18 protein-coding genes and 1 tRNA gene are annotated in these 22,946 nt (G+C 55.3%); 12 read left to right on the top strand and 7 right to left on the bottom strand.

Annotated elements, in window-relative coordinates; all coding sequences use genetic code 11:
- Positions 1 to 182: 182 nt before the first annotated feature.
- Positions 183 to 671 carry a hypothetical protein gene (locus ACR0ID_RS19000; RefSeq protein ID WP_480607908.1) on the bottom strand — a complete coding sequence of 163 codons (489 nt, stop codon included), beginning with the start codon at positions 669 to 671 and terminating at the stop codon, positions 183 to 185.
- A 128-nt stretch (positions 672 to 799) separates the two neighbouring features.
- The gene (ssb, locus tag ACR0ID_RS19005; protein WP_480607910.1) at positions 800 to 1,288 is read right to left on the bottom strand and encodes a single-stranded DNA-binding protein; all 489 of its coding nucleotides are present in this window, start codon (positions 1,286 to 1,288) and stop codon (positions 800 to 802) included.
- A gap of 201 nt (positions 1,289 to 1,489) precedes the next feature.
- On the opposite strand from ssb, the gene ACR0ID_RS19010 reads away from it, so the two are divergent.
- The 3 genes from ACR0ID_RS19010 (at position 1,490) to ACR0ID_RS19020 (ending at position 4,243) form a co-directional block, all read left to right on the top strand.
- Positions 1,490 to 2,068, top strand: coding sequence for a lytic transglycosylase domain-containing protein (locus ACR0ID_RS19010; RefSeq protein ID WP_267363904.1), 579 nt, complete (start codon positions 1,490 to 1,492; stop codon positions 2,066 to 2,068).
- A 96-nt stretch (positions 2,069 to 2,164) separates the two neighbouring features.
- A complete protein-coding gene (locus ACR0ID_RS19015; protein ID WP_480607913.1) occupies positions 2,165 to 3,127 on the top strand; it encodes a LuxR C-terminal-related transcriptional regulator in 963 nt (320 codons plus the stop codon).
- Between the two features lie 129 nt (positions 3,128 to 3,256).
- Entirely contained in the window at positions 3,257 to 4,243 is a 987-nt protein-coding gene (locus ACR0ID_RS19020) for an MBL fold metallo-hydrolase (RefSeq protein ID WP_480607916.1), read from the top strand.
- A 111-nt stretch (positions 4,244 to 4,354) separates the two neighbouring features.
- Here ACR0ID_RS19020 and ACR0ID_RS19025 read toward each other — a convergent pair whose 3' ends face one another.
- The 5 genes from ACR0ID_RS19025 to miaA all read right to left on the bottom strand — a co-directional run bounded on the left by ACR0ID_RS19025 (position 4,355) and on the right by miaA (position 12,098).
- Entirely contained in the window at positions 4,355 to 6,442 is a 2,088-nt protein-coding gene (locus ACR0ID_RS19025; protein WP_480607919.1) for a dipeptide ABC transporter ATP-binding protein, read from the bottom strand.
- 92 nt (positions 6,443 to 6,534) lie between these two features.
- The gene (locus ACR0ID_RS19030) at positions 6,535 to 7,998 is read right to left on the bottom strand and encodes an ABC transporter permease (protein WP_480607921.1); all 1,464 of its coding nucleotides are present in this window, start codon (positions 7,996 to 7,998) and stop codon (positions 6,535 to 6,537) included.
- Positions 7,999 to 8,011: 13 nt separating this feature from the next.
- On the bottom strand, positions 8,012 to 9,058 hold the full coding sequence (locus ACR0ID_RS19035; protein WP_480472422.1) for an ABC transporter permease: 1,047 nt from the start codon (positions 9,056 to 9,058) through the stop codon (positions 8,012 to 8,014).
- Between the two features lie 123 nt (positions 9,059 to 9,181).
- Entirely contained in the window at positions 9,182 to 10,852 is a 1,671-nt protein-coding gene (locus ACR0ID_RS19040) for an ABC transporter substrate-binding protein (RefSeq protein ID WP_480607924.1), read from the bottom strand.
- Between the two features lie 352 nt (positions 10,853 to 11,204).
- Positions 11,205 to 12,098: a tRNA (adenosine(37)-N6)-dimethylallyltransferase MiaA gene (gene miaA / locus ACR0ID_RS19045; RefSeq protein WP_480607927.1), complete on the bottom strand. Its 894-nt coding sequence runs from the start codon at positions 12,096 to 12,098 to the stop codon at positions 11,205 to 11,207.
- Positions 12,099 to 12,195: 97 nt separating this feature from the next.
- Here miaA and pyrH point away from each other — a divergent pair, with 97 nt between their 5' ends.
- The 9 genes from pyrH to ACR0ID_RS19090 all read left to right on the top strand — a co-directional run bounded on the left by pyrH (position 12,196) and on the right by ACR0ID_RS19090 (position 22,547).
- Entirely contained in the window at positions 12,196 to 12,948 is a 753-nt protein-coding gene (gene pyrH / locus ACR0ID_RS19050; RefSeq protein ID WP_209504110.1) for a UMP kinase, read from the top strand.
- A gap of 263 nt (positions 12,949 to 13,211) precedes the next feature.
- On the top strand, positions 13,212 to 14,438 hold the full coding sequence (locus ACR0ID_RS19055) for an aminotransferase class V-fold PLP-dependent enzyme (protein ID WP_480607929.1): 1,227 nt from the start codon (positions 13,212 to 13,214) through the stop codon (positions 14,436 to 14,438).
- A gap of 48 nt (positions 14,439 to 14,486) precedes the next feature.
- Positions 14,487 to 15,911: a cryptochrome/photolyase family protein gene (locus tag ACR0ID_RS19060; protein WP_480607932.1), complete on the top strand. Its 1,425-nt coding sequence runs from the start codon at positions 14,487 to 14,489 to the stop codon at positions 15,909 to 15,911.
- A 69-nt stretch (positions 15,912 to 15,980) separates the two neighbouring features.
- Positions 15,981 to 17,192, top strand: a complete 1,212-nt coding sequence (locus ACR0ID_RS19065; protein ID WP_480607935.1) for a class I SAM-dependent methyltransferase — start codon at positions 15,981 to 15,983, stop codon at positions 17,190 to 17,192.
- An 11-nt stretch (positions 17,193 to 17,203) separates the two neighbouring features.
- Entirely contained in the window at positions 17,204 to 17,644 is a 441-nt protein-coding gene (locus ACR0ID_RS19070; protein WP_209504107.1) for a TrgA family protein, read from the top strand.
- A gap of 26 nt (positions 17,645 to 17,670) precedes the next feature.
- On the top strand, positions 17,671 to 18,786 hold the full coding sequence (locus ACR0ID_RS19075; protein WP_209504106.1) for an NUDIX domain-containing protein: 1,116 nt from the start codon (positions 17,671 to 17,673) through the stop codon (positions 18,784 to 18,786).
- A gap of 68 nt (positions 18,787 to 18,854) precedes the next feature.
- Entirely contained in the window at positions 18,855 to 19,889 is a 1,035-nt protein-coding gene (locus ACR0ID_RS19080; RefSeq protein WP_480553342.1) for a cysteine synthase A, read from the top strand.
- Complete coding sequence (locus tag ACR0ID_RS19085) at positions 19,889 to 22,315, top strand: DUF3772 domain-containing protein (RefSeq protein WP_480607939.1); 2,427 nt, start codon at positions 19,889 to 19,891, stop codon at positions 22,313 to 22,315. Before ACR0ID_RS19080 ends, ACR0ID_RS19085 begins: the two co-directional genes overlap by 1 nt.
- 142 nt (positions 22,316 to 22,457) lie before the next feature.
- Positions 22,458 to 22,547, top strand: a tRNA-Ser gene (locus tag ACR0ID_RS19090).
- Positions 22,548 to 22,946: the final 399 nt, after the last annotated feature.

Raw genomic sequence — 22,946 nt, forward strand, 5'->3', positions numbered from 1 at the left:
GCAAACGAGCAAAGCCTGACAAGAAAGGCACTCGCGCTCAGTTCGGTACGCCTCTCTCTGCGCCAGCAACACGTTGTTTTTCAACAATATCCCCCAAATCCGGACTTTCGCTGCAGTTGCAAGTTTCATAATTGACCGGGTCGCGTGATTGCGGGACAGAGCCTTAAATCGCGGCGACTGCACTAACGTCGGTTTTGGTGAATTTGGTAGCGTCGCGAGTGCTTGTGCTCATTCATCAGCCATTGGATGTAGCCAGATGCATCCAGGAGATACTGCCTTGTCGTTTGCCCTGCATTCACACGCTTGGGCGGAAAAGAGCTTTTCCTCAGCAACTCCGAGTTTCGAAAACCCGTGACATTCGTTTCTTTGGTTGTTCGGATATTTTCTGGAATCTCAAGATATCCCCGGAGGCTGGCAATGCGGATGTGATCGAAGTCTTCGTGATTCTGAATCGCAAATTCAATTCGTCTGCCAAATTCGCTCATTGACCATTTTTCGACCTTGCGAATGGTTCTGAGAATGTTCTGTTGCGTGTTGAACCTTCGGCCAGCTCCACGAACCATCGTCAAATTGTAAATCAACGGCGCGATGAGGGGCACGCCGTTGTCGTCCAGGAGCATTGGTAAAGGCGAACCTGATCCGAGCTTGATGGTCTGGATTCTCAGCCTCATAATTTACGCTTTCAAATGGTCAGTCATAATTTGAAAAGCTTAGGGCACTAAAAAAGGGCTGGCAAGCGCCAGCCCTTTGTTTTGATTTGTAAAAACGGTAAGATTTTACGCTATCGACATGGTCAACGTCAGAACGGAATCTCGTCATCGTCGATTCCGCCCGAGGCTGGTGCCGCAGAGCTGGAAGGACCGCCATAGGGGTCATCGTAACTGCCACCGGCCTGGCCACCACCATAACCGCCGCCGCTGCCGCCACCGCCTTCACCACGACCGTCCAGCAGGGTCAGTTCCCCGCGATAGGGGCGTAGGACAACCTCGGTCGTATACCGATCCTGACCGGATTGATCCTGCCATTTGCGGGTTTCCAGCTGGCCTTCGATATAAACCTTGCTGCCCTTGCGCAGATATTGCTCGGCGATGCGGGCCAGCGGTTCCGAGAAGATGGCAACCGAATGCCACTCTGTCCGTTCGCGCCGCTCACCTGTGTTGCGGTCTTTCCAGTTCTCCGAGGTGGCAATGCGCAGGTTGCACACTTTGCCGCCGTTCTGGAACGACCGGACCTCGGGGTCGCGGCCAAGATTTCCCACCAGAATGACCTTGTTGACTGAACCCGCCATGTAAATCCTCGTTCTGTTCTGCGTAAATGCGCCGAATCTGACGCAATGAGTTTCGTGAGACCCTATACGGCCTGCATCATGGTTGAAAACAGTTGATACAACACTGTCGAACAAGAGTCTTACTGTACTATTTACCAAGCTTTCATTTTTTGCGGGAATACCTATACTCCCACTGGTTTTGATCGAGCAGGATAAGCAAAGATGCGTTCTTGGGTTGCTGGGTTTTCCGTTGCCTGCCTTGTATTGGCCGTTGCGCCGGTGCAGGCACAAACATTGTCCAGCAAAAGCCGCAAGGATATCTTCCTGAAACAGGCGAAGGTTCTGGATTCTCGTGCGGCAACCCAGTACCGCGACTCGGCCCGGCTGAAACCCAAAACAACGCGTGATCAGGTCAGCAAACGGTATTCAGGAAAATATCGTGGAGAATATCTGGAAATCGCACGGCGTGTTGCTCGCCTTCACAACATCCCTGAAGATCTCTTTTTGCGTCTGGTGCAGCAGGAAAGTGGATGGAACCCACAGGCGAAGTCACATAAAGGTGCGTTGGGATTGGCGCAGCTTATGCCACAAACGGCCGAGCTTTTGGGCGTAAACCCGCATGATCCCAAGCAGAACCTCGAAGGCGGTGCCAGATATCTGTCTTGGCAGTACCGCAAGTTCAAATCGTGGCCTTTGGCGCTGGCGGCCTATAACGCGGGTCCTGATGCGGTTGAAAAGCACGGTGGGATCCCGCCATACAAGGAAACCCAGAACTACGTGAAGGTTATCTGGGGCGGCTGAAACTGATGCTGCGCTGCAGAGTGTCGTATTCTTGATTCAGTGCAACGCCTCCAACTAACCTGACAGGGTATCGCCCAGTAACTGGTGAGGCCCATTATGCCTGCTGATCATCCGCAGATTCCCAAAGAAACGCTGGCAAACTGGCAGCAACTTGTTGATCTGGTCGCAGAAATGGCCGACGTGCCCGCAAGCCTGATCATGAAAACCGATGCGCCGGATCATGCGGTTTTGATCACATCCGATCACCCCGAGAATCCATATCCGGTCGGTCTGAGTTTCCAGTTGAACCCCAAGCTATACTGTAAGGGTGTTCTGGAGCGTGACGGAGAGTTGGTGGTCGAAGACGCCAAATGTGATCCGGTTTGGGCGGACAACGACGACCTGGAACACGGAATGACCTTTTACATCGGCTTACCGCTGAAATGGCCCGATGGATCGGTGTTCGGCACAATCTGTGTTCTGGACCGTAAACAGAACCGGCGAGCCTTGTTATTCCGTGAGGGGTTGGCGCAGTTCGCGCGCATGGTCGAGTCGGATTTGGCTTTGTTGCAAGAGGTTTATCTGAGACGCGCGTTGGAAGAGAAACTGAACGAAACACTTGCCCAGCTTGAAACGCGTGTTTCGGATCGAACCCGAGAGCTGCAGGAGACGAACACAGCGTTGCGCGTATTGCTCTCAAGTCTCGACGATGACCGCAAGAACCGGGATCACGAAATCGTCGAGCAGGTTCGCAGCAGAGTTTTGCCGTATCTTGAAAAGGTTCGGGCGCAGCTTTCAGGGGATGAGGCGCAGTTTGTCTATCTTGAGCTGGCCGAGAAGAACCTGAACGAGATCACGTCTTCGCTGTCTGACAAGTTGACGGATGCCTTTGCGGCAATGACCCCGACAGAAATGGAAATTGCTCAGATGGTCATGTTTGGGAGAACCACGAAGGACATAGCCAAGGCCCTGTCCCGAGAGACGTCGACAATTGATTTTCACCGCAACAACATTCGCCGAAAACTTGGACTTGAGGGCCGGGATAAAAACCTGCGCAGTCACTTGCTCTCGATTTCGTGAATGTCGAATATGGGGATTGCCCCCATATTCCACCCCTATTTTTCGGTCTGAGCCGATGTGCTTTAGCTTGTTACCCTTTGAGATGAGGTGCGAAAAAAAGGCGCACGTCCAACAGAGAGGTACATAGATATGGATCGCAAGGATCTGAAGCCGACCATCCTGAAAGGGGACAGGGATCATCTGGCACCGGGCTTGTCTCGGCGGTCATTTTTCATGGCGGCAGGTGCTGCCGGTGTTGGCGCGACCGCTTCAGTGCTGGGGGCGAAACCGGCCGAAGCGCAATCGCAAGCCTGGTTGCAGCCAGGGAACAATAACCATGTGATTGACCTGCAGGGATCGACGGGTCAGGCCAGTGCCGGAGTTGTCGGTATCGATTATTATGGCCATTGCGCCATCAAGATCACCTCGCCCAACGGCGCAACGGTCCTGTTTGACCCCTGGCGTGATGACCCGTCGGGCGCGTGGGGGCTTTGGTTCCGCAATGAATTCCCCCAGATTCCGGTAGACATTACCCTGTCGACCCACGCGCATTTCGTTCACGACGCGATCGAACGCCCAAGCTCGACCATGGTGCTGGACAGGATGGTGGGCAATTTCGAATTCGCCGATATCAGGATCACCGGTTTTGCTGATAAACATGCCTGCGTGGCGCCGGGGTGGTACAACTGGACCAATGCACTGGCCGAATTTGGGGTCGATGCCTGCCCACCGAACAATGTGGGTCATATGGATATGGTGGTCTATCTGGTGGAAACAGGCGGCATTCGTACGCTGATCTGGGGTGACAATCGTCATAACCCGCCGCAGGAGTTTTGGGACGCCGTCGGACAGGTCGATGTTCTGACCCTACCGGTAGACGGCTCGCAACATATCCTGAGTTTCGATCAGGGTAATGACATCGTGGCCAAGCTAAAGCCCAAGATCATTATCCCAACCCATTACCTGAACGAAGTCACGTCTTACACGCTGACCACGCTGCAATCTGCGGACGAGTGGGTAAAGGGGCAGAAAAGCTATCAGATGCTTGACAGTGCCAGCCTGAAACTGGAGGCCGGAGAGATTTCAGGCATGGATCAGGAGTTCATGCATTTCGGCAACAACGTCATGACCGGCTGAGAGTCTTGTAGGGAACCACCACTCACAAGCGTCGCCTGTCTCCTCGTGACACGCGGCGCTCACAGAAAGGGCCGGTCAACGACCGGCCCTTTCCAGTGAAGATCCGCAAACCTATTCAGCCGCGACTTTGATCACGGGTTGCATCCGTGCCAGCACCTCTTCGGACAAGTGGCACTTTACCTGATGACCCTCGGCCAATGTCTGCACTGGCGGTACATGCGACTCACAGCGGCCGTCAGGCACTTCGGACTTCCAGCGACACCGTGTCTGGAACGGGCATCCCGGTGGCGGGTTCATGGCCGAAGGGATATCACCCTCCAGTACGATGTGCTGCTTTTCGACCGATGTATCGGCGATGGGAACAGCACTCAGCAGCGCTTCGGTATAAGGGTGGTAGGGGGGTGCAAAAACCTGGTCGGTTGTGCCCAGCTCGACCACGTGGCCCAGATACATCACCATTACCCGGTCGCTGAGGTATCGCACGATGGAAAGGTCATGGCTGATGAACAGCAACGTGGTTTTGTGCTCGCGCTGAATTTCCATCAGCAGGTCGGTCACCGCAGCTTGCACCGAAACGTCCAGCGCCGATACAGGCTCATCGGCCACCACGATGCGCGCATCACCAGCAAAGGCGCGAGCGATACCAACGCGTTGCTTCTGGCCACCTGACAGCTGACGCGGCATCCGGTCAGCAAAGGCGCGCGGAAGTTTCACCAGATCCAGCAGCTCCAGCATCCGCTTCTTGCGATCAGCCTCGGAATTGCCAACACCGAAGATTTCCAATGCCCGGATGATTTGGCGCCCAACGGTCATCGACGGGTTCAGCGTGTCGAACGGGTTCTGAAACACCATCTGAACTTCACCAACGGTCTTTGCGTCACGCTCTTCTATGGGCACTTGTTCGATATTGCGGTTGTCCAGCAGAATCTGCCCATCCGTGGCCGTCTCAAGACCCATCAGAACTTTGGCGAACGTGGATTTGCCGCAACCGGATTCGCCCACAATGGCCAACGTCTCGGATTCATGCGCCTCGAAACTGAGCGTTTCGTTTGCTTTCACAACCTTCTTTTCGCCACCGCCGAACAGGGCGTTTGCCGCAACCTCATAGTATTTCTTGAGGTTGTCCATCTTCAGAACGACCCTGCCGATCTCACCTTTCTCTTTCTGTTCACCCACCGTGATCGGTGCGTTCCAGTCGATCTCTTTGAATTTCAGGCAACGGGTATGGTGCCGGTCATTTCCGGGCACTGCCTCCATCAGGATGTCCTTGGCGTCACAGCGACCCTCTTCGAAATAGTCGCAGCGCGGGCCGAAATTACAACCAGGGGGCCGCTCATGGGGTAGAGGAAAGTTCCCCGGTATAGCCACCAGCGGGCGCGAATTCTTGTCGGCCCCCGGCAGCGGGATCGACCGGAACAGGGCCTGCGTATAAGGATGCTGCATCTCATCAAACACATCCTTGATCGAGCCGCGCTCGACCGCCTCACCTGAATACATGACGCAAAGCCGGTCGCAGGTTTCCAGAACCAGACCGAGGTTGTGCGAAATGAACAGCATCGAAGTGCCGTATTTCTTGCCCAGATCCTTCACCAGCTCGACCACGGCAGCCTCAACCGTCACGTCAAGTGCCGTTGTTGGTTCGTCAAGGATCAGCAGCGCCGGTTTCGACATCAAGGCCATCGCGATCACGATGCGCTGCTGTTGACCGCCTGACAGCTGGTGCGGGAACGAGTTGAGCATTCGCTCGGGGTCCGGCAGGCGCACATCGGTGACAACTTCCAGAGCGCGCGAATACGCTTCTTCTGCGCTGACGCCCTCGTGAATCATGGGCACTTCCATCAGCTGCTTGCCGATCTTCATCGCCGGGTTCAGCGAGGCCATCGGCTCCTGATAGATCATCGCGATCTCATTGCCGCGTATGTCGCGCAGTTCATCTGAACTCATTTCCGCCAGATCACGACCCTTGAACTTGATCGTACCGCCAACGATGCGACCGTTTTTACCAAGGTCCTGCATGACGCCCAGCGCCACCGTGGATTTACCGCAACCAGATTCACCGACCAGACCAACAGCTTCACCGGGTTGGACGCTGACTGAGAAATCCATCACAGCCGGTATTTCCCGCAGGCGGGTAAAGAAGGAAATCGACAGCTTGTCGATCTCAAGGATCGGGCCGTCATAATCCGCCATCTTGCTCATCTTGTATCTCCTCACCAGATCGAGGGGATCCTCTTCATCTGGCTAAAAATATCTCGGGGGGTCCGGGGGGCTGGCCCCCGGGCGCTTTCACATCAGTCCTTCAGGCTTTCTTCGCGCAACCCGTCGGCCAGCAGGTTCAGACCCAGAACCAGCGTCAACAAGGCCAGCGCGGGCGGCAAAGCAGGGTGCAGGTAGATCGACAAAAGCTTGCGCCCCTCGTTGATAGTCGACCCCCAGTCAGGGCTTTCGGGCGGCAGACCCAGCCCAAAGAAACCTAAGGTTCCCAGAAGAATGGTGGTATAGCCAATGCGCAGGCAGAAATCGACGATCAGCGGGCCACGTGCGTTGGGCAGGATTTCCCACAGCATGATGTACCACGGACCCTCGCCACGGGTTTGTGCTGCCGCCACGTAGTCCCTTGTTTTGATGTCCATCGCCAGTCCGCGCACGATGCGGAACACGGTGGGCGAATTCACAAAGACCACCGAGACAAAGACCACCAGAATACCGCCTGGAATATCGAAAAGATCCAGATAGGTCGGCAGGCCCCAGATACGATAGGCGTCGGTATTGATGATGTAGCCAGCGGTCGAAATCAGAGACAGGTAGAACCAACCCGCAACCCCCAAAACTCCGATCAGCAGCGGTGTTCGGAAGTTCGGTCTGGTATAGTAGCGTGAGTTCAGCAGCACGCCGAGGAATATGATAGGGAATACGAACAAGACAGCCGCCATGTAGTTCGGCACACCGGTCGCAACGATCTCAGGCGTGACCAGCAGATAGAACAGCAGGATCACCGGGAAGGCCAGGATCAGGTTTGCAAGGAAGGACAGCAAAGTATCCAGCCGACCACCGTAGTAGCCTGCCGGCAGACCCAGCGTGATGCCAACCATGAAGGCAAATATCGTGGCAAGCGGGGCGATCTGAACAACAATCCAAGCCCCTTTGACCATGCGGCTGAACACGTCGCGGGCCAGGTTGTCGCCACCCAGCAGATACCAGGCGTATTGACCGTCCTCCAGATTGGACAGTGGCGTCCCTGGCACTTTGTTCTTCATGCCCGAGACCTGCGACAGCGGATCATGTGTAACGATCAGATCCATCGCGCCGAAAATCCCGGTGAAGACCCAGAACATCACAAGGCCAAAGCCAATCATGCCGATTGGACTGTCAAACAGTTTGCCGTAGAGGCCAAGCTTGCGTTTGAAAGCGATCGACATGGCATAAAGGATGATCAACGACACCCATACGGGCAAAAACTGCTGGGACATGGCGCCAACTATTCCGGCGCTGGTGCCCATCAGAACGCCTAGCACAATATAGGCGACTGCGATTCCTACACTGGCCAGGAAACTGTAACGCAGCGCCAATTGTATCAGTGTCCGCAGGCCTGAGCTTGAGCTCAACGTACCGTCCGGGTTCACCGTCATCTGGTCTTCGGGCAGCACGATGCTGGCCAGCATCCATACGGCAATAGACAAGAGCATCAGCGCAAGGCCAAGTGCAAAAAGCGGGTTCAGGAAGGCAATAGAGCCGGTCCAGGTAAGTGGTTCCATGATCTAACCCTCCTTAAGAAATGCGGATGCGCGGGTTGAGGTAGACATAGCCGATATCAGAGATCAGCTGGGTCACCAGCACCACAAAGACCGACACGACCGAAATTGCCAGTAACAGCTGAATGTCGTTATTGCCCGCGGCCTGAACCAGCGCCCAGCCGAAGCCCTTGTAGTTGAACAGGGTCTCGACGATCACCACGCCATTCAGCAGCCAGGGGAATTGCAGCATGATGACGGTGAACGGTGCGATCAGCGCATTACGCAGCGCATGTTTCATGACGATATTGGGGAAGGACACACCTTTCAGACGCGCCGTCCGGATATATTGGGCGGTCATCACTTCAGTCATCGAGGCGCGGGTCATCCGGGCAATATAACCCATCCCATAAAGCGCAATGGTCAGGACCGGCAGGAAGAAGTTTTCAAAGGTCGGGTTCTCCATCGCTTGCGTGGCCGTACCCTTGAACCACTTCAATCCAACTGCAGAAGAGGTGAAGATGGCGATAAAGATCACGCCCGAGACGTATTCCGGTGTCGCCGTCGTTGTGATGGCGAAGGTCGACAACGTCCTGTCGGTGGCAGATCCTTCTTTCATTCCTGCCAAAACACCAAGGATCAACGCAGACGGAACCATCAGCAGCATGACCCAGAGCATCAGACGGCCAGTCAGAGCCAATCTGTTGCCAACAACGGTCGAAACCTCTTCTTTGAAGACGGTCGAATAGCCCCAATACCCTTGCAGGATTCCGCAAAAATTCGGAGATTCCTCGGCGGTTTTGCCCGGCAGAATGCATCTTCCCTGAACGGTTCCGTCTTCATTCGTGTACCGATATGAGGGCAGGACACCCAGCCATTCGCCGTATTTTATCGGAGTGGATTGGAGGTAACCATTTTTGTTCAGGTAGCTCTCAACCTGCTCATCCGACATCCGAAAGTTGCCCTGCGTTTTCGCCAGCTTTTCGAGGTTCGGATAGAGGTTGGTTAAGAAGAAAACCAGGAATGTCAGACACAATGCCGTCAACAGCATGATGCCAACGCGCCTTAGAATGAAAAGTCCCATATTTGCCCCTGTGGGTCGGCTAGCGCGGGTTTCATGGAACGCCACGCTTAGCTGCTATTATTTGTTCGCCGCATTCAGGAAGAAGAGGCCGCGCCGAGGTGGCGCGGCCTTTTGCTTTTTGGCTCAGGACGTAAAGCCGTACTTATAAAGCTGCGGCAGGTCAGCGATATGCTTTTCAACACCCACCAAATTGTCGCGATGATGGCGCATCGCAGTCCGCCAATAAGGTTGGATCGTGACACCTTCGTCAATCATGATTGCCTGCAGTTTGGCCATCACTTCGCGACGCTTATCTACGTCCGCGATCGAGTTTGCTTCAGACAACAAGGCGTCGAACTCTGCATTGGCGAAACCTGATTCATTCCAGGCAACACCTGACTTGTAGGCCAGCGCCAGAACCTGGGTGCCCAATGGGCGGTGGTTCCAGTTCGTCGACGAGAAGGCGTATTTCGTCCAGTCGTTCCAGAAAGTTGATCCCGGCAGAACTGTGTGCTTGGCCTTGATGCCAGCGTCGTTCAGTTGCGCTACAACCGCAGCTGTGGTGTTACGACGCCAGTCATCGTCGATCGATTGCACTTCATGCTCAAAGTCACCCATACCCGCTTCGTCCATCAGGGCTTTCGCGCCGGCAGGATCATACGGAATGCGAGTTACGGCCGAGTCATGTTCAGGGTGCATTGGCCCGACGTGGCAGTTGTCAGCCGGAATGCCATAACCCGACATACCCAGTTCCAGACACACTTCGTTGTCCACCGCCATGGCTAAAGCCTGACGAACGCGCTTGTCGCCGTAGATTTTGTTACCGTTTTCGTCCTCCGCCAACTGGTTCGGTCGGATAACGATGGTGAAGCCCGACGGGATTTCCGAGCGCACAAGCCCAATGCCGTCGAAGATGTCGACGAATTCGCCAACAGACTCCCAGTTCATGTCGATCTCTTCGGCCTCATAAGCCGCAAGGAATGCAGCCGGGTCAGTGCCGTAGTCGATGAACTCGATGCGGTCTATATAGCCGCCTTTGCCGGCCTCATAACCCCACCATTCGAAGCCTTCGTTGCGCACCAGCACGCCTTTGACGCCAACTTCGTGGCTGTCGGGCAGCATGAAGCCTGTGCCGACCGGGTTTGAAAGCATGTCGTTTGCATCAAAGCTGCTATGAACGATAGGAGCGGGATAGTCCGCCATGCCCGGGATGATCGTGATGTCAGGCGCGTTGCACTTCAGTTTGACAGTATGGGAGTCGACAACGGTGATTGCACCGTCCGCAGCTTGCTGAGTGCTTTCGTCGATAAGCGACGCCATACGCGATGCCATCGAGTTGCCTTCCAGACCAGCGTCACACCATCCTGCGATGTTGCGGGCCACGTCTTCGGCTGTGAAATCGTCGCCATTGTTCCACTTTACGCCCTTGCGAACGTTCAATGTGTATTCGGTGGCATCGGCGTTGGCTTCCCAGCTTTCCAGCAGCATCGGCTTGAACGAGCCGTCGTTGTTGTATTCGACGAGGTACTCCAGCCAGCCTGCTGTGAAAGTAGCAATTTGCGTCCAGTCATAAGTCCGCGGATCTTTGAGCGCGCGCACTTCCATCTGATAGCGGATGGTGCCGCCGCGCTGCGGCTCTTGCGCCGCCGCAGGCGACTGCAGACCGATCAATCCATAGGCTGCCGGTACCGCGACACCCAGCGCCGTCGCGCGGGCCAGAAATTCCCGGCGGCTAAGCTTGCCGTCACGGTATTCCTGCGCGTGCATCTCGGCCGCCCAGTGCACCTTGTCTGTGGTGATTGCCGTATTGGTCATAAATGTCTCCCTGTGACATTGATTTTGTTGATTTGTTATTGTTCTAAGCGACACGGGCTTGTCCTGTCGAAAGAAAGAAGGGTTCCGGTTTTTGGACTCTGTGCATCCCCATGCCGCTATTCGGCACCAGAATTCACTTAACGTCAACGTTCGGAATCGACATAAAATGCACAAAAGCGACGTTCCCGCAGTGTTGATACTTTGGCGCGGATTTTGTCATGTGGCGCTTCGTCAGGAGAAATCCTTGCGGAGATTCTGTGTCAAATCACTGATAACAGACGAAAAACTAATTCGTTTCCGTTGATCCGTTTACTTTGGTTGTCAAATCTTGTGGAATGAACAACACTAGATATCACTTTGAGAAATCAACGTGATTCCATGTTTTCATTCTGGCCCGGAACCACGTGCGTTGGCGTTTGGCAAATTGCCTGGTCGAGATTGTGGCCCTTTCACGGGCCTGATCCAAAGTCAGTGTTCCATCCAGATAGGCCATAAGCTCTGGCACACCAATGGCTTTGCAGGCGGGAAGAACGGGGTCGAAACGATCCCGCATGGCGCGAACTTCGTCGATTGCGCCCAGTTCCAGCATCTGGTCAAAACGGCGTTCAATCCGGTTCAGAAGCCACGCTTTGTCGACGTCGAAAACGATTGGAACCACATCTTTCAGCCGTAAGATTGGCGGTGGAGAATCGGCCTGCCAGGACATCAGGCTGCGCCCCGTGGCACGCTGCACTTCCCAAGCGCGCTGCACGCGCGCGCGGTTCTGTATATCCAGACCAGCCAGAGTCTGTTCGTCAACCCCGGCAACAAGATCAGCAAGGGTCAGTAAGTCTGCTTCGGCCCGCACCTGCACTGGGGTAGCAGGGATCTCGGCCATGCCTTCGGTCAGGGCCGTGAAATACAATCCTGTGCCGCCGACGATGATTGGCCGCTGGCTCCCGGTCAGCAGTGGCACCACTTCACGCAGCCAGTGACCGGCTGAATAATCCTGATCATAGGCGATGTGACCATAGAGCAGATGCGGTGCGCGTTCTTCTTCTTCGGCAGATGGTCGGGCCGAAATCACGCGCCAACAATCATAAACCTGACTTGCATCGGCATTGACGATGACCCCGCCATGGCGTTCGGCGATCTCCAGTGCCAGCGCTGATTTCCCGGATGCTGTCGGCCCTGCAATCAGGACAGGCTTGTCATCGGGAATAGGGGGCAATTGCCGAAATATCGCGTCTGTTGATCGCCGGGTCATATGCGGTTGCCTCAATCCTCACCAACCGCATTGAACCTGCGGAGCTTTTGCTTCATTTTGCGCCGGAAATTAACCCCGTGCCAGCCCGGAGCGCAACATGAGCCTTTCCCCGTCTTCTGAAACTGCCGAAACCCCGAAAACCACATACAAACGTGTCATGTTGAAAATTTCAGGAGAGGCATTGATGGGGGATCAGGGCTTTGGCCTGCACCCTCCAACCGTTCAGCGCATCGCGCAAGAGGTGAAATCGGTTCACGATCTGGGTGTTGAGATCTGCATGGTTATCGGTGGCGGAAACATTTTCCGGGGCCTGAGTGGGTCTGCTCAGGGTATGGAGCGGACCACAGCAGACTATATGGGGATGTTGGCCACGGTGATGAACGCACTGGGTATGCAGTCAGCCCTGGAAGAGATTGGGGTGTTCACGCGGGTTATCTCGGCCATTCGGATGGATGAGGTGTGCGAGCCCTATATCCGCCGTCGTGCCGTGCGGCACCTTGAAAAGAAAAGGGTGTGCATCTTTGCTGCCGGAACCGGTAACCCGTATTTCACCACCGACACCGCGGCGACATTGCGCGCCAATGAAATGGCATGCGAGGCGATTTTCATGGGCAAGAACGGTGTCGACGGCGTTTACGACAAGGATCCCAAGCAACATGCCGACGCGGTGCGCTATGACACGGTCACCTATGACGACGTTCTGGCCAAGCGCTTGCGGGTCATGGATGCGTCGGCCATCGCGCTGGCGCGTGACAACAACCTGCCTCTGATCGTCTTCGGTCTGGATGAGCCCGGTGGTTTCCGTGGTATTCTTGCAGGCGAGGGGACGTATACCAAGGTTCAGGGTTGAGGCCCGAACGAGATTTGGCCCAGAGTATGAGCAACTCAGCCCTGGCAGTCCCGCCGGGGCTTTTTCTTTTGCTTCAGCTTGACGGTCGCGGATGGCGCTGTCTAAGTAACGGTGTCCTTCTGCGGTGAAGGGCTGCCCGGTGTTTCGTCAGTCCATGACGCAAGCACAGGCTGGGCTGGAAGACCTGCCATGATTTCTGAGATGTCCGGAAACATGAGCGGGCATCTTGTTGATATGACAGCACAACTAAGGAGCAATGAGGCATGAGCTCTCTGGATATCAATTTCGTTCGGGCACAGTTTCCGGCTTTTTCCGAACCCAGCCTGAAAGGACAGGCGTTTTTTGAGAACGCGGGCGGGTCTTATACCTGCAAGCCGGTGATCGACCGTCTGACTCGGTTCTATACACAGCGAAAGGTTCAGCCCTACGCCCCGTACGAGGCCAGCCGTCTTGCAGGCGCAGAGATGGATGAGGCACGCACGCGCATGGCCGCCATACTGGGTGTTGAAACCGATGAGCTGAGCTTTGGCCCATCGACAACTCAAAACACCTATGTTTTGGCGCAGGCATTCCGGCAGTGGATGAAACCTGGCGAGGCGATTGTCGTGACCAATCAGGATCACGAGGCAAATTCGGGCCCTTGGCGCCGTCTGGCCGAGGCAGGGATTGAGGTGCGGGAGTGGCAGATCGATCCGGAGACCGGATCACTGAACCCGCAGGATCTGGAAAACATGTTGGACGAAAAAGTGCGTCTGGTCTGTTTCCCGCATTGTTCCAATGTCGTGGGAGAAATTAACCCGGTCACCGAGATCACTGCGATTGCCCACGCTGCAGGCGCATTTGTCTGTGTGGACGGCGTATCTTATGCCCCACATGGTTTTCCGAATATTGGCGATCTGGGACCGGATATCTATCTGTTTTCGGCCTATAAAACTTACGGCCCTCATCAAGGCTGCATGGTCATTCGCCGAACATTAGGAGAGTTGTTGCCCAACCAGGCGCATTATTTCAACGCCGATGTTCTGTATAAACGCTTTACCCCGGCGGGCCCGGATCATGCCCAGATTGCGGCAAGTGCAGGTATGGCCGATTACGTCGAGCTTCTGTGTGCTCATCACGGCGGGCCTGACATGGGCGCGGCAGAGCAGGGTGCATTTGCCCATGATCTGATGCGCGCGCATGAGGTGTCCTTACTGCAACCGGTTCTGGACGCGGTAAAGGATCGCAATGCGGTGCGTCTGATCGGCACATCAGACGCCACCCGACGTGCGCCGACTGTAGCGCTGTCGCTGAACCGTCCCGCTGAGTCAGTTGCAGCAGAACTGGCGCAATACGGTGTTATGGCTGGTGGCGGCGACTTTTATGCTGTGCGCCCATTGCAAGCGATGGGAGTAGATCCGGCACAGGGCGTTTTGCGGGTCAGCTTTACGCATTACACCTCGCAGCAGGAGATTGATCAGCTTTTGGAGGCGCTTGAACGCGTTTTGTGATCCAGTTTCCGCCTGGATTCGTAGAATGAAGAAAACAACAGGGCGGAAATGGAATTCGAGCGGTCTCCAATTATCTTATGGTTCCGACGGGATTTGCGCCTGTCGGACCATCCGGCACTGTCTGCCGCTGTCGCAAGCGACCGTCCGATCATACCTGTCTTTGTTCACGACCCTCTTGTGCAACACCTTGGCGCGGCCCCGAAATGGCGGTTGGGGTTGGGTCTGGAGGTCTTTAGCGACGCTCTGACGAGGCTGGGTAGCCGCCTGATCCTGCGGCGTGGCGATGCGCTTGAGCAGTTGCAGACACTTGTCAAAGAAACCGGTGCCAAGGCTGTTTATTGGTCGCGCGCGAATGATCCCGTGTCGATCAGACGCGATACACAGATCAAAACGGCACTGACCGAACTGGGTGTAAGCGCAAAGTCCTTTCCCGGTCATTTGCTTTTTGAGCCTTGGACGGTAGCAACAAAGCAGGGCCAGCCGTTTCGTGTCTACACCCCTATGTGGCGCGCGGTTCAGCGGCGGGACGTGTCAACCCCGGATGCGTTGGTTTCACGCTTGGCAGCGCCTGCAACCTGGCCTTCCAGTGATAAACTGAGCACTTGGCAGATGGGTGCAGGCATGAACCGAGGTGCTGCAATCGTACGCCCCCATGTCCAACCCGGCGAGCAGGCCGCCCGCGACCAACTTGAGCACTTGCTCGACAAGTTACCCCGCTACTCCATTGATCGTGACCGGTTGGATCTGGACGGAACATCAAACCTGTCAGAATACCTTTCATTGGGCGAGATCGGGCCACGTACTGTCTGGCACAGGGTTCAACAGGCTGCGATGACGGGAACCCCCGGGGCTGAGGCATTTCTGCGGCAGTTGGTCTGGCGTGAGTTCGCCTATCACCTGGTGTATCACTCACCGCATCTGCTGACCGATAACTGGAAAGCGGAATGGGATGATTTCCCTTGGAATATCGATCCGCACCACCCTGAAGTTGCCGCTTGGAGGCGGGCCCGAACCGGAATTCCTGTGGTCGATGCTGGCCTGCGGCAGATGTATGTGACAGGCCGTATGCATAACCGGGCCCGGATGATAGTGGCCAGTTACCTGACCAAACATCTGATGACACACTGGAAAATCGGGATGAGTTGGTTCGAGGATTGCCTGATTGACTGGGACCCGGCCTGTAACGCCATGGGCTGGCAGTGGGTTGCGGGTTCAGGCCCCGACGCGTCGCCCTTCTTTCGTATTTTTAACCCCCAAACGCAGGCCGAAAAGTTTGATCCGCAGTGGACTTACCTGCGGTGCTGGATCGCCGAAGGCCAGACGAAACCCAGTGACCTTGCACTTTCCTATTTCGCTGCGGTTCCCCGGTCATGGAACCTGTGTCCGCAGGCGGATTATCCCGAGCCTGTCGTGAAACTGGCGGATGGACGAAACCGCGCCTTGCGTGCGTATGAAAGCCGAAAATCTCACTAAGGAACTGAAAACTTGCCAGAAACAGAATCGCGGCCTAGCCTGAGACCTGTGCCGCAGAGGGGAGAGCGGATGGTGCTGACGACGACAGAGGGGCAGTCGGATCTGCCCAGGTATTTCGCCCAGGTCTTCAAGATGCTGACCAGAATGGAGTCGGGGCGACTAGACATAACATTGCCAGATGGTCGCATCTTTCGCGCAGAGGGGCCCAAGGCAGGGCCTGTTGCTCAGATCGATATCCACGACGGAGATGTTTTTGCCCGTCTGATCCGCGAAGGCGAGCTGGGGTTTTCTGATGCCTACCTTGAAGGACATTGGAGCACGCCTGATCTGCGCTCATTCATGGATCTTGTCCATCTGGGGTCCGAAACCGTCTATGACGGGTTTACTGGGAAGTTCCTTGTTCAGGCCTATGAACGGCTGCGGTTCTGGCTTCATCGCAATAACCGGACGCAGGCGAAAAAGAATATCTCTTACCACTATGATCTGGGTAACGACTTCTACGGTTTGTGGCTGGATGACACGATGACTTATTCCAGCGCCATTTTTGAGACCGGGCAAGAAAGTCTTGAGAAGGCGCAAACTGCCAAATATGCCAGCCTTGTCGATGAAATGGGGGCCAAACCCGGTGACCACATTCTGGAAATCGGATGCGGTTGGGGCGGTTTTGCCGAATATGCCGCGAAAGAGCGGGGTTTGCATGTAACCGGCCTTACGATTAGTGTGGAGCAGTTCAAGTTTGCCAATGAACGTATTGAAAAAGCAGGACTTTCTGATAAAGTGAAGTTCAAGTTGCAAGACTATCGCGACGAGCGTGGGCAATATGATGGCATCGCCTCTATCGAGATGTTCGAGGCGGTCGGTCAAAAATACTGGCCGGTTTATTTTGAAACCGTTCGTGAACGGCTGAAGCCGGGGGCGCAAGCGACCTTGCAAATCATAACGGTAGGTGACCACCGCTGGGATTATTACAAGAACGGTGTTGATTTCATTCAGAAATACATATTTCCGGGTGGAATGCTTCCGTCGCCCACGATCCTACGGCAGCAGATCAATCAGGCGGGTTTGAATGTGGTGAAGTCGAAAGAATTCGGCAAAAGTTACGACCTGACGCTGCGGCGGTGGTATGAGACGTTCAATGCAAAATGGGAACAGATCGCAGACCTGGGCTTTGATGAGCGTTTTCGCCGCATGTGGAATTATTATTTGACTGCCTGTGGCGCAGCCTTTGACACGCGCAATTGCGATGTGACACAGATCACCGTAGCAAAGCAAGTTAACTGACGGACCGTAACATGCCCACTGCCTCGCGTCTTGTAGCCGCCGTTTGCCTCATCGTGCTGGCATTCATTGTCTCTGGCATGATTATCGAGAACGGCGAAGAAGGTAAGGATTACGGGTACTTTACCCTGGTTAACATGGGCCTTGGCGCGGTTTGCGGGTGGGGCATCATGGGCAAGCGTGCAGGGCGCGGCTGGACTGCTGGGATCAATAACGGCCTGACTGGTGTCGCCTCGCTGATATTCTGGGCGTTGTTCGTGCAGGGCTGTTACGAAATGTTCCGGCTTGCCATGCGCAACCGTTACGGTGGCCCATTTGAGGCCATACTGGCCATTTTCAAGATCGGGATTGAGTACGGTAAGCTGCTGATTTACCCGGAAATCCTGATTGCATTCCTAATTGGGGCTGTTGTCTCGGGGCTGGCCACAGAACAGGCCAGCCGGTCGTGGCGCTGATCCGTTACTGACAAGAGAGATCGAATTTGTCTGATTTGTTCTTTTATGGAACGCTGCGACACTTGCCGTTGTTGGAACGCGTTCTTGGCCATCCTCTGAGCGAAACCAAAGCGCGGCCCGCCCAACTTCGAGGCCACGCTGTCCATTCTGTTCAGGGGCAGGATTTCCCAATGATCGTGGAAATGGAAGGTGCCAGTGCCGAAGGTCTACTGGTGCAGGAATTGTCGTCTGTGGATCTGGCCAGGCTGGATTATTACGAAGGGTCTTTCGACTATGATCTGAAGTCTCTGAGGGTCGAATTGGAAGACGGAACCGAGGCTCAAGCTCAGGTCTTTTTTCCTGCCCCCGATGCCTGGAGACCGGGTGATCTGTGGTCGCTTCAGGACTGGGCGGACAGATTGGGTGAACTTACAACGCTCGCCGCTGAGGAAGAGATGGCCTATTTCGGGAAGGTCGATCCCCGGGTCATGGCCCGCAGTGTTCGCGCCACGCAAACCCGTGCCTGGTCGAAGATTATGGCCGGGCAGCGGCGAACCGGTGATCCGCGGGACATTGCAAAAGACGTGATCGTGCATCGCCATGACCGGGTGTATCTTGATTACTTCGGGATGGAGGAAATCGATCTGCAACACCGGCGGCATGACGGCAGCATGGGTCCGGTTCTGCGCCGTGGAAGCTTGTTGCAGGGCAGTGCGGTCGCCGTTCTGCCCTATGATCCGGCCAAAGATACCGTTTTGATCGTGGAACAGTTCAGACCGCCGGTTTTCCTGAACAACGATCCGGAACCTTGGCTTTGGGAAGCGGTAGCTGGGATGATTGATCCGGGTGAAACACCTGAACAGGCCGCGCATCGCGAGGCGATGGAGGAGGCGGGTATTCGTTTTGACAGGCTGGAATATGCTGGCGGTGCCTATACCTCGAGCGGATCTTCCACCGGGTTCATGTATCTTTATGTTGGTCTGGGTGAATTGACGCACACCACAATCACTGGCGGCCTTGACACAGAAGGTGAAGACATCCGCAGTCAAATCTTGCCATTCGGTGAATTCATAGACATGACGGATCGCCATGTTTTCAAGGATCTACAATTGGTGTCTCTGGCTTATTGGCTGGCCCGCCACCGGGATAGATTGCGCGGGTGACTATCCCGCTTGTGGTCGCCGCGGTGCGGCTGTAAATCTTCGATGGTACAAAACTACAAGGGGCCATCATGCGCATTGCACGAGATCTTGCTGACGCAGTAGGAAAAACACCGTTGATCCGGCTGCGCCGCATCAGTGAAGAAACTGGTTGCGAAATTCTCGGCAAAGCCGAATTCATGAACCCCGGTCAATCGGTCAAGGACCGTGCTGCACTCTATATTATCCGTGATGCCATTGCGCGGGGCGATTTGAAGCCCGGCGGCACCATTGTGGAAGGCACCGCAGGCAATACTGGTATTGGCCTGGCGCTGGTGGGTGCGTCAATGGGGTTCAAGACCGTGATTGTGATCCCGGAGACCCAGTCGGAAGAAAAGAAAGACATGCTGCGGCTGGCAGGTGCACAACTGGTTCAAGTTCCGGCCGCACCTTATCGCAACCCCAATAATTTCGTGCATTATTCCCGCCGTCTGGCCGAGGAATTGGCGCAGACGGAACCTAATGGGGCGATCTGGGCCAACCAGTTTGACAACGTGGCGAACCGTCAGGCCCATGTTGAAACCACAGGGCCCGAAATCTGGGAACAAACAGCAGGTAAGGTCGACGGGTTTATCTGTGCTGTCGGGTCGGGCGGTACGTTGGCCGGGGTTGCCGAAGCGTTGCAGCCCAAGGGTGTGAAAATCGGTCTGGCCGATCCTATGGGTGCGGGTCTCTACTCTTACTACACCACCGGTGAAATCGCGATGGAGGGCGGATCGATTGCCGAAGGTATCGGACAGGTGCGGATAACAAAGAACCTGGAAGGGTTCACGCCGGATCATTCCTATCAGATCACTGACACCGAGGCGTTGCCCTATATCTTTGACCTGCTCCGTGAAGAGGGGCTGGTTATGGGCGGGTCAACCGCGATCAACATGGCGGGCGCCGTGCGTCTGGCCAAGGAAATGGGGCCGGGCCACACGATTGTGACTGTCCTTTGCGACTATGGCACGCGGTATCAGTCCAAGCTGTTCAACCCGGATTTCCTGCGCGAGAAAGAATTGCCGGTGCCGGATTGGATGACTGAAGCACCGCGCAGCATTCCCGGCGTTTTCGAGGACGTGTGATGCCTGGGCACGTTCGCCTGTTTCTGACACTGGTATTCCTGTGTCTTGTCGGGCTCGCAGGCGGTGCTGTCGCGCAGCTGACCGACAGGCAAAGTGAGTATTACCGGGGCTGGATAAAAACGGCTGACCGTGCCGAGTCCGTGATTGAAGCGAACCGTGCGTCAAACGCTGCGTTTGAGAATTTACGTTCTGAAATAAACGGTTACCGAGAGGACTTTAACAAGGCACGCAGCGCCAACACAGACCGTATCGCAACGCTGGAAAGCCAGATCAAGGCGCTTGGTCCGAAACCCGAAGGGGACGCGGCCGAACCTGAAGACATCGCTAAATTGCGAACTCATCTTAATGAGCAGCTCAACAGTTTGCGGGTGCCGCGCATCATTTCCGAAGAAGCTTATACCCGCGCAAATGGATTGATCAGTGAAATCGATCGGATCATCCGGACGCGGCAGACAAAACAATTCTTTGAGCGCGGGCCGTCACCGATCAACCCCGTATATTGGGGACCTGCATGGCAAGACGTAAAAGAGGCGCTTCAGAGCCTGACAAATGAAACAATTACCAACCTGCGTTCGGACGTAGTGAAAGAACGTATCCGTGATCGTGGCTTGGGAATCCTGTTTCTGGTGATCCTGGCCTCGGTTTTACTGATCTTCGGCAAACGTTGGTCCGAGCGGGGCGGCGACTATCTGAGGTTGCTGGGCGGAGCGGGCACTGGTGTTTGGTCCTTCATCATTTCTCTGTTGCGGATTCTGTTGCCATGGATCGGTGTCGTTGCCGCCATCGCCGCGATCAGTCTTTCGGGTATTCCGGGTCTGCGGGGCAGTTTGTTGCTGGAAAAAATCCCCTACTGGGCGGCAATTGCCTTCTTCTACGACTGGATTGGCCGACAGATTTACGTGATTGGCGCTTCACAAGGATTCAAGCGCCTGTCTGCTGCTCGGATTACCGAATTGCGGATATACATTGATCTGTTGGCTTTGATGTTGATCCTGCACGAACTGGCGCTTCTGTTTCAGCAGATCGAAAACGTCTCGGATGCGACCCGTGCGGTTATTAGCTTTCCCGTGATCGTCGGAACGGCATTGCTTTTGCTCCGCGTGCGGCAGACCCGAACGAACGACCGCCTGCTGGACCAGACGGCGTCTACGCGGGCCGCCGGATTCAGCCAGTTGTTGGAATTCCTGCGCAAGGCCATGTTCCTGCTGGGGATTGCAACACCCGTTCTGGCAATCGCCGGGTATACCAATGCGGCCGAAGCGATCGTGTTTCCGGCGGTAAAAACGCTGGTTCTGATTGCCGCATTGGCAATTTTTCAACGGTTCGTCAGTCAGATATACGGATGGATCACAGGGCAGGGCGACGCTGCGCGCGACTCTCTTTTTTCAGTCTTGGTGGGCTTTGCACTGGCCATCGTCGCGCTGCCTGTTCTGGCGATATACTGGGGTGCGCGTGAAACGGACCTGCTTGAGGTGTGGTCACGTCTGCTGCTTGGCTTTGACATCGGCGGTGTCATGATCTCGCCCAGCAATTTCCTGACATTTATCGCTGTATTCGCAATCGGATATACGCTGACACGGTTGTTGCAAAGCGGGTTGCGCAACTCGCTGTTGCCCAAAACCAGCATCGATCCGGGCGGGCAGAATGCGATTGTCGCTGGCTCGGGGTATATCGGGATCTTTCTGGCTGCGTTGGCAGCGATTATGGTCGCGGGGTTCGACCTGTCGTCGCTGGCAATTGTTGCTGGTGCACTGTCTGTCGGTATTGGCTTTGGCCTGCAAACGATTGTGTCCAACTTTGTGTCCGGCATCATCCTTCTGGTCGAACGGCCAATCTCCAAGGGTGACTGGATTGATGTGAACGGGATGATGGGCTACGTACGTGACATTTCCGTCCGCTCGACCCGTATCGAGACGTTCGACAGATCGGATGTGATCATTCCCAACTCGGACCTGATCAGCGGTGTTGTCACCAACTATACGCGTGGCAATACAATCGGCAGGGTGATTGTTCCGGTCGGCGTCGCATATGGCACTGATACGCGTCTGGTCGAGACCATCCTGAGTGAGGTTGCGAACAACCACCCGATGGTTTTGGCCAACCCGGCGCCCAGTGTGGTGTTTCAGGGGTTTGGAGCGGATGCATTGGATTTTGAAATCAGGGCGATCCTGCGGGATGTGAACTGGGTTCTGTCCGTCAAATCCGACATGAACCACGAAATCAACCGACGCTTCCTTGAAGCAGGCATCGAGGTGCCGTTTGCACAGCGTGATATCTGGTTGCGTAATCCCGAAGCTTTGCAGACCTCAAACAAGGTGAAAGCTGCTGGTTCTGCGTCCAAACAGAAGGCAGATGAGTTGACGACAAGAGAGCCAGTTGAACTGACCGAATCTGATCTGGACCCCGACGCTGGCGATGAAATCTGACGACCTGTCCGAAAGCTGAAGAGTAGCCTTTCCGGTGGTTTGGCACACCGGAAAGGCGACCGGATTTAATTGATCTTTCCCGTGATTTCACCGAATTGGGGCCTTGCAAATTCCATGACATTGGTCCAAACATCGCCGGCACGGAGAGGTGGCCGAGTGGTCGAAGGCGCACGCCTGGAAAGTGTGTAGGCGGGGAACCGTCTCCAGGGTTCGAATCCCTGTCTCTCCGCCACTTGCCCTTGAGAAACCTTTCTCCCCGTCCGGCTGCGGCCGGATTTCCCCGAGTTTTCAAAGGGGTTTACGAGTGGGGCTGAGCACTGCCGCCTCGGATGTTGGCCCAAAATCCGTTCTCTGCGGCCCAAATTCTCTGAACCTGATGACTGCGCCGATTTAGTGCAGAGCTTGTAAGCCACTGACCTGTATGAGTTTCTCGGGCCGGCAACCTAGACACTTCGACGGTAGTCGCTTTCGCTAGATGGAACAGAAATCGAACGTTCGCCATTGCGGCCGTTCGCTGCGGCCCGTCCCGATGACCGAGTTGCGGACGAAGAGGACCTTCAAATGTGGCGGCCAAACAAGGCGCATCTACATACTACTCGCATGGGTCAGGTGAACATGTTGCATTTTCGCA

The organism is Ruegeria sp. AL2, from assembly GCF_056540845.1.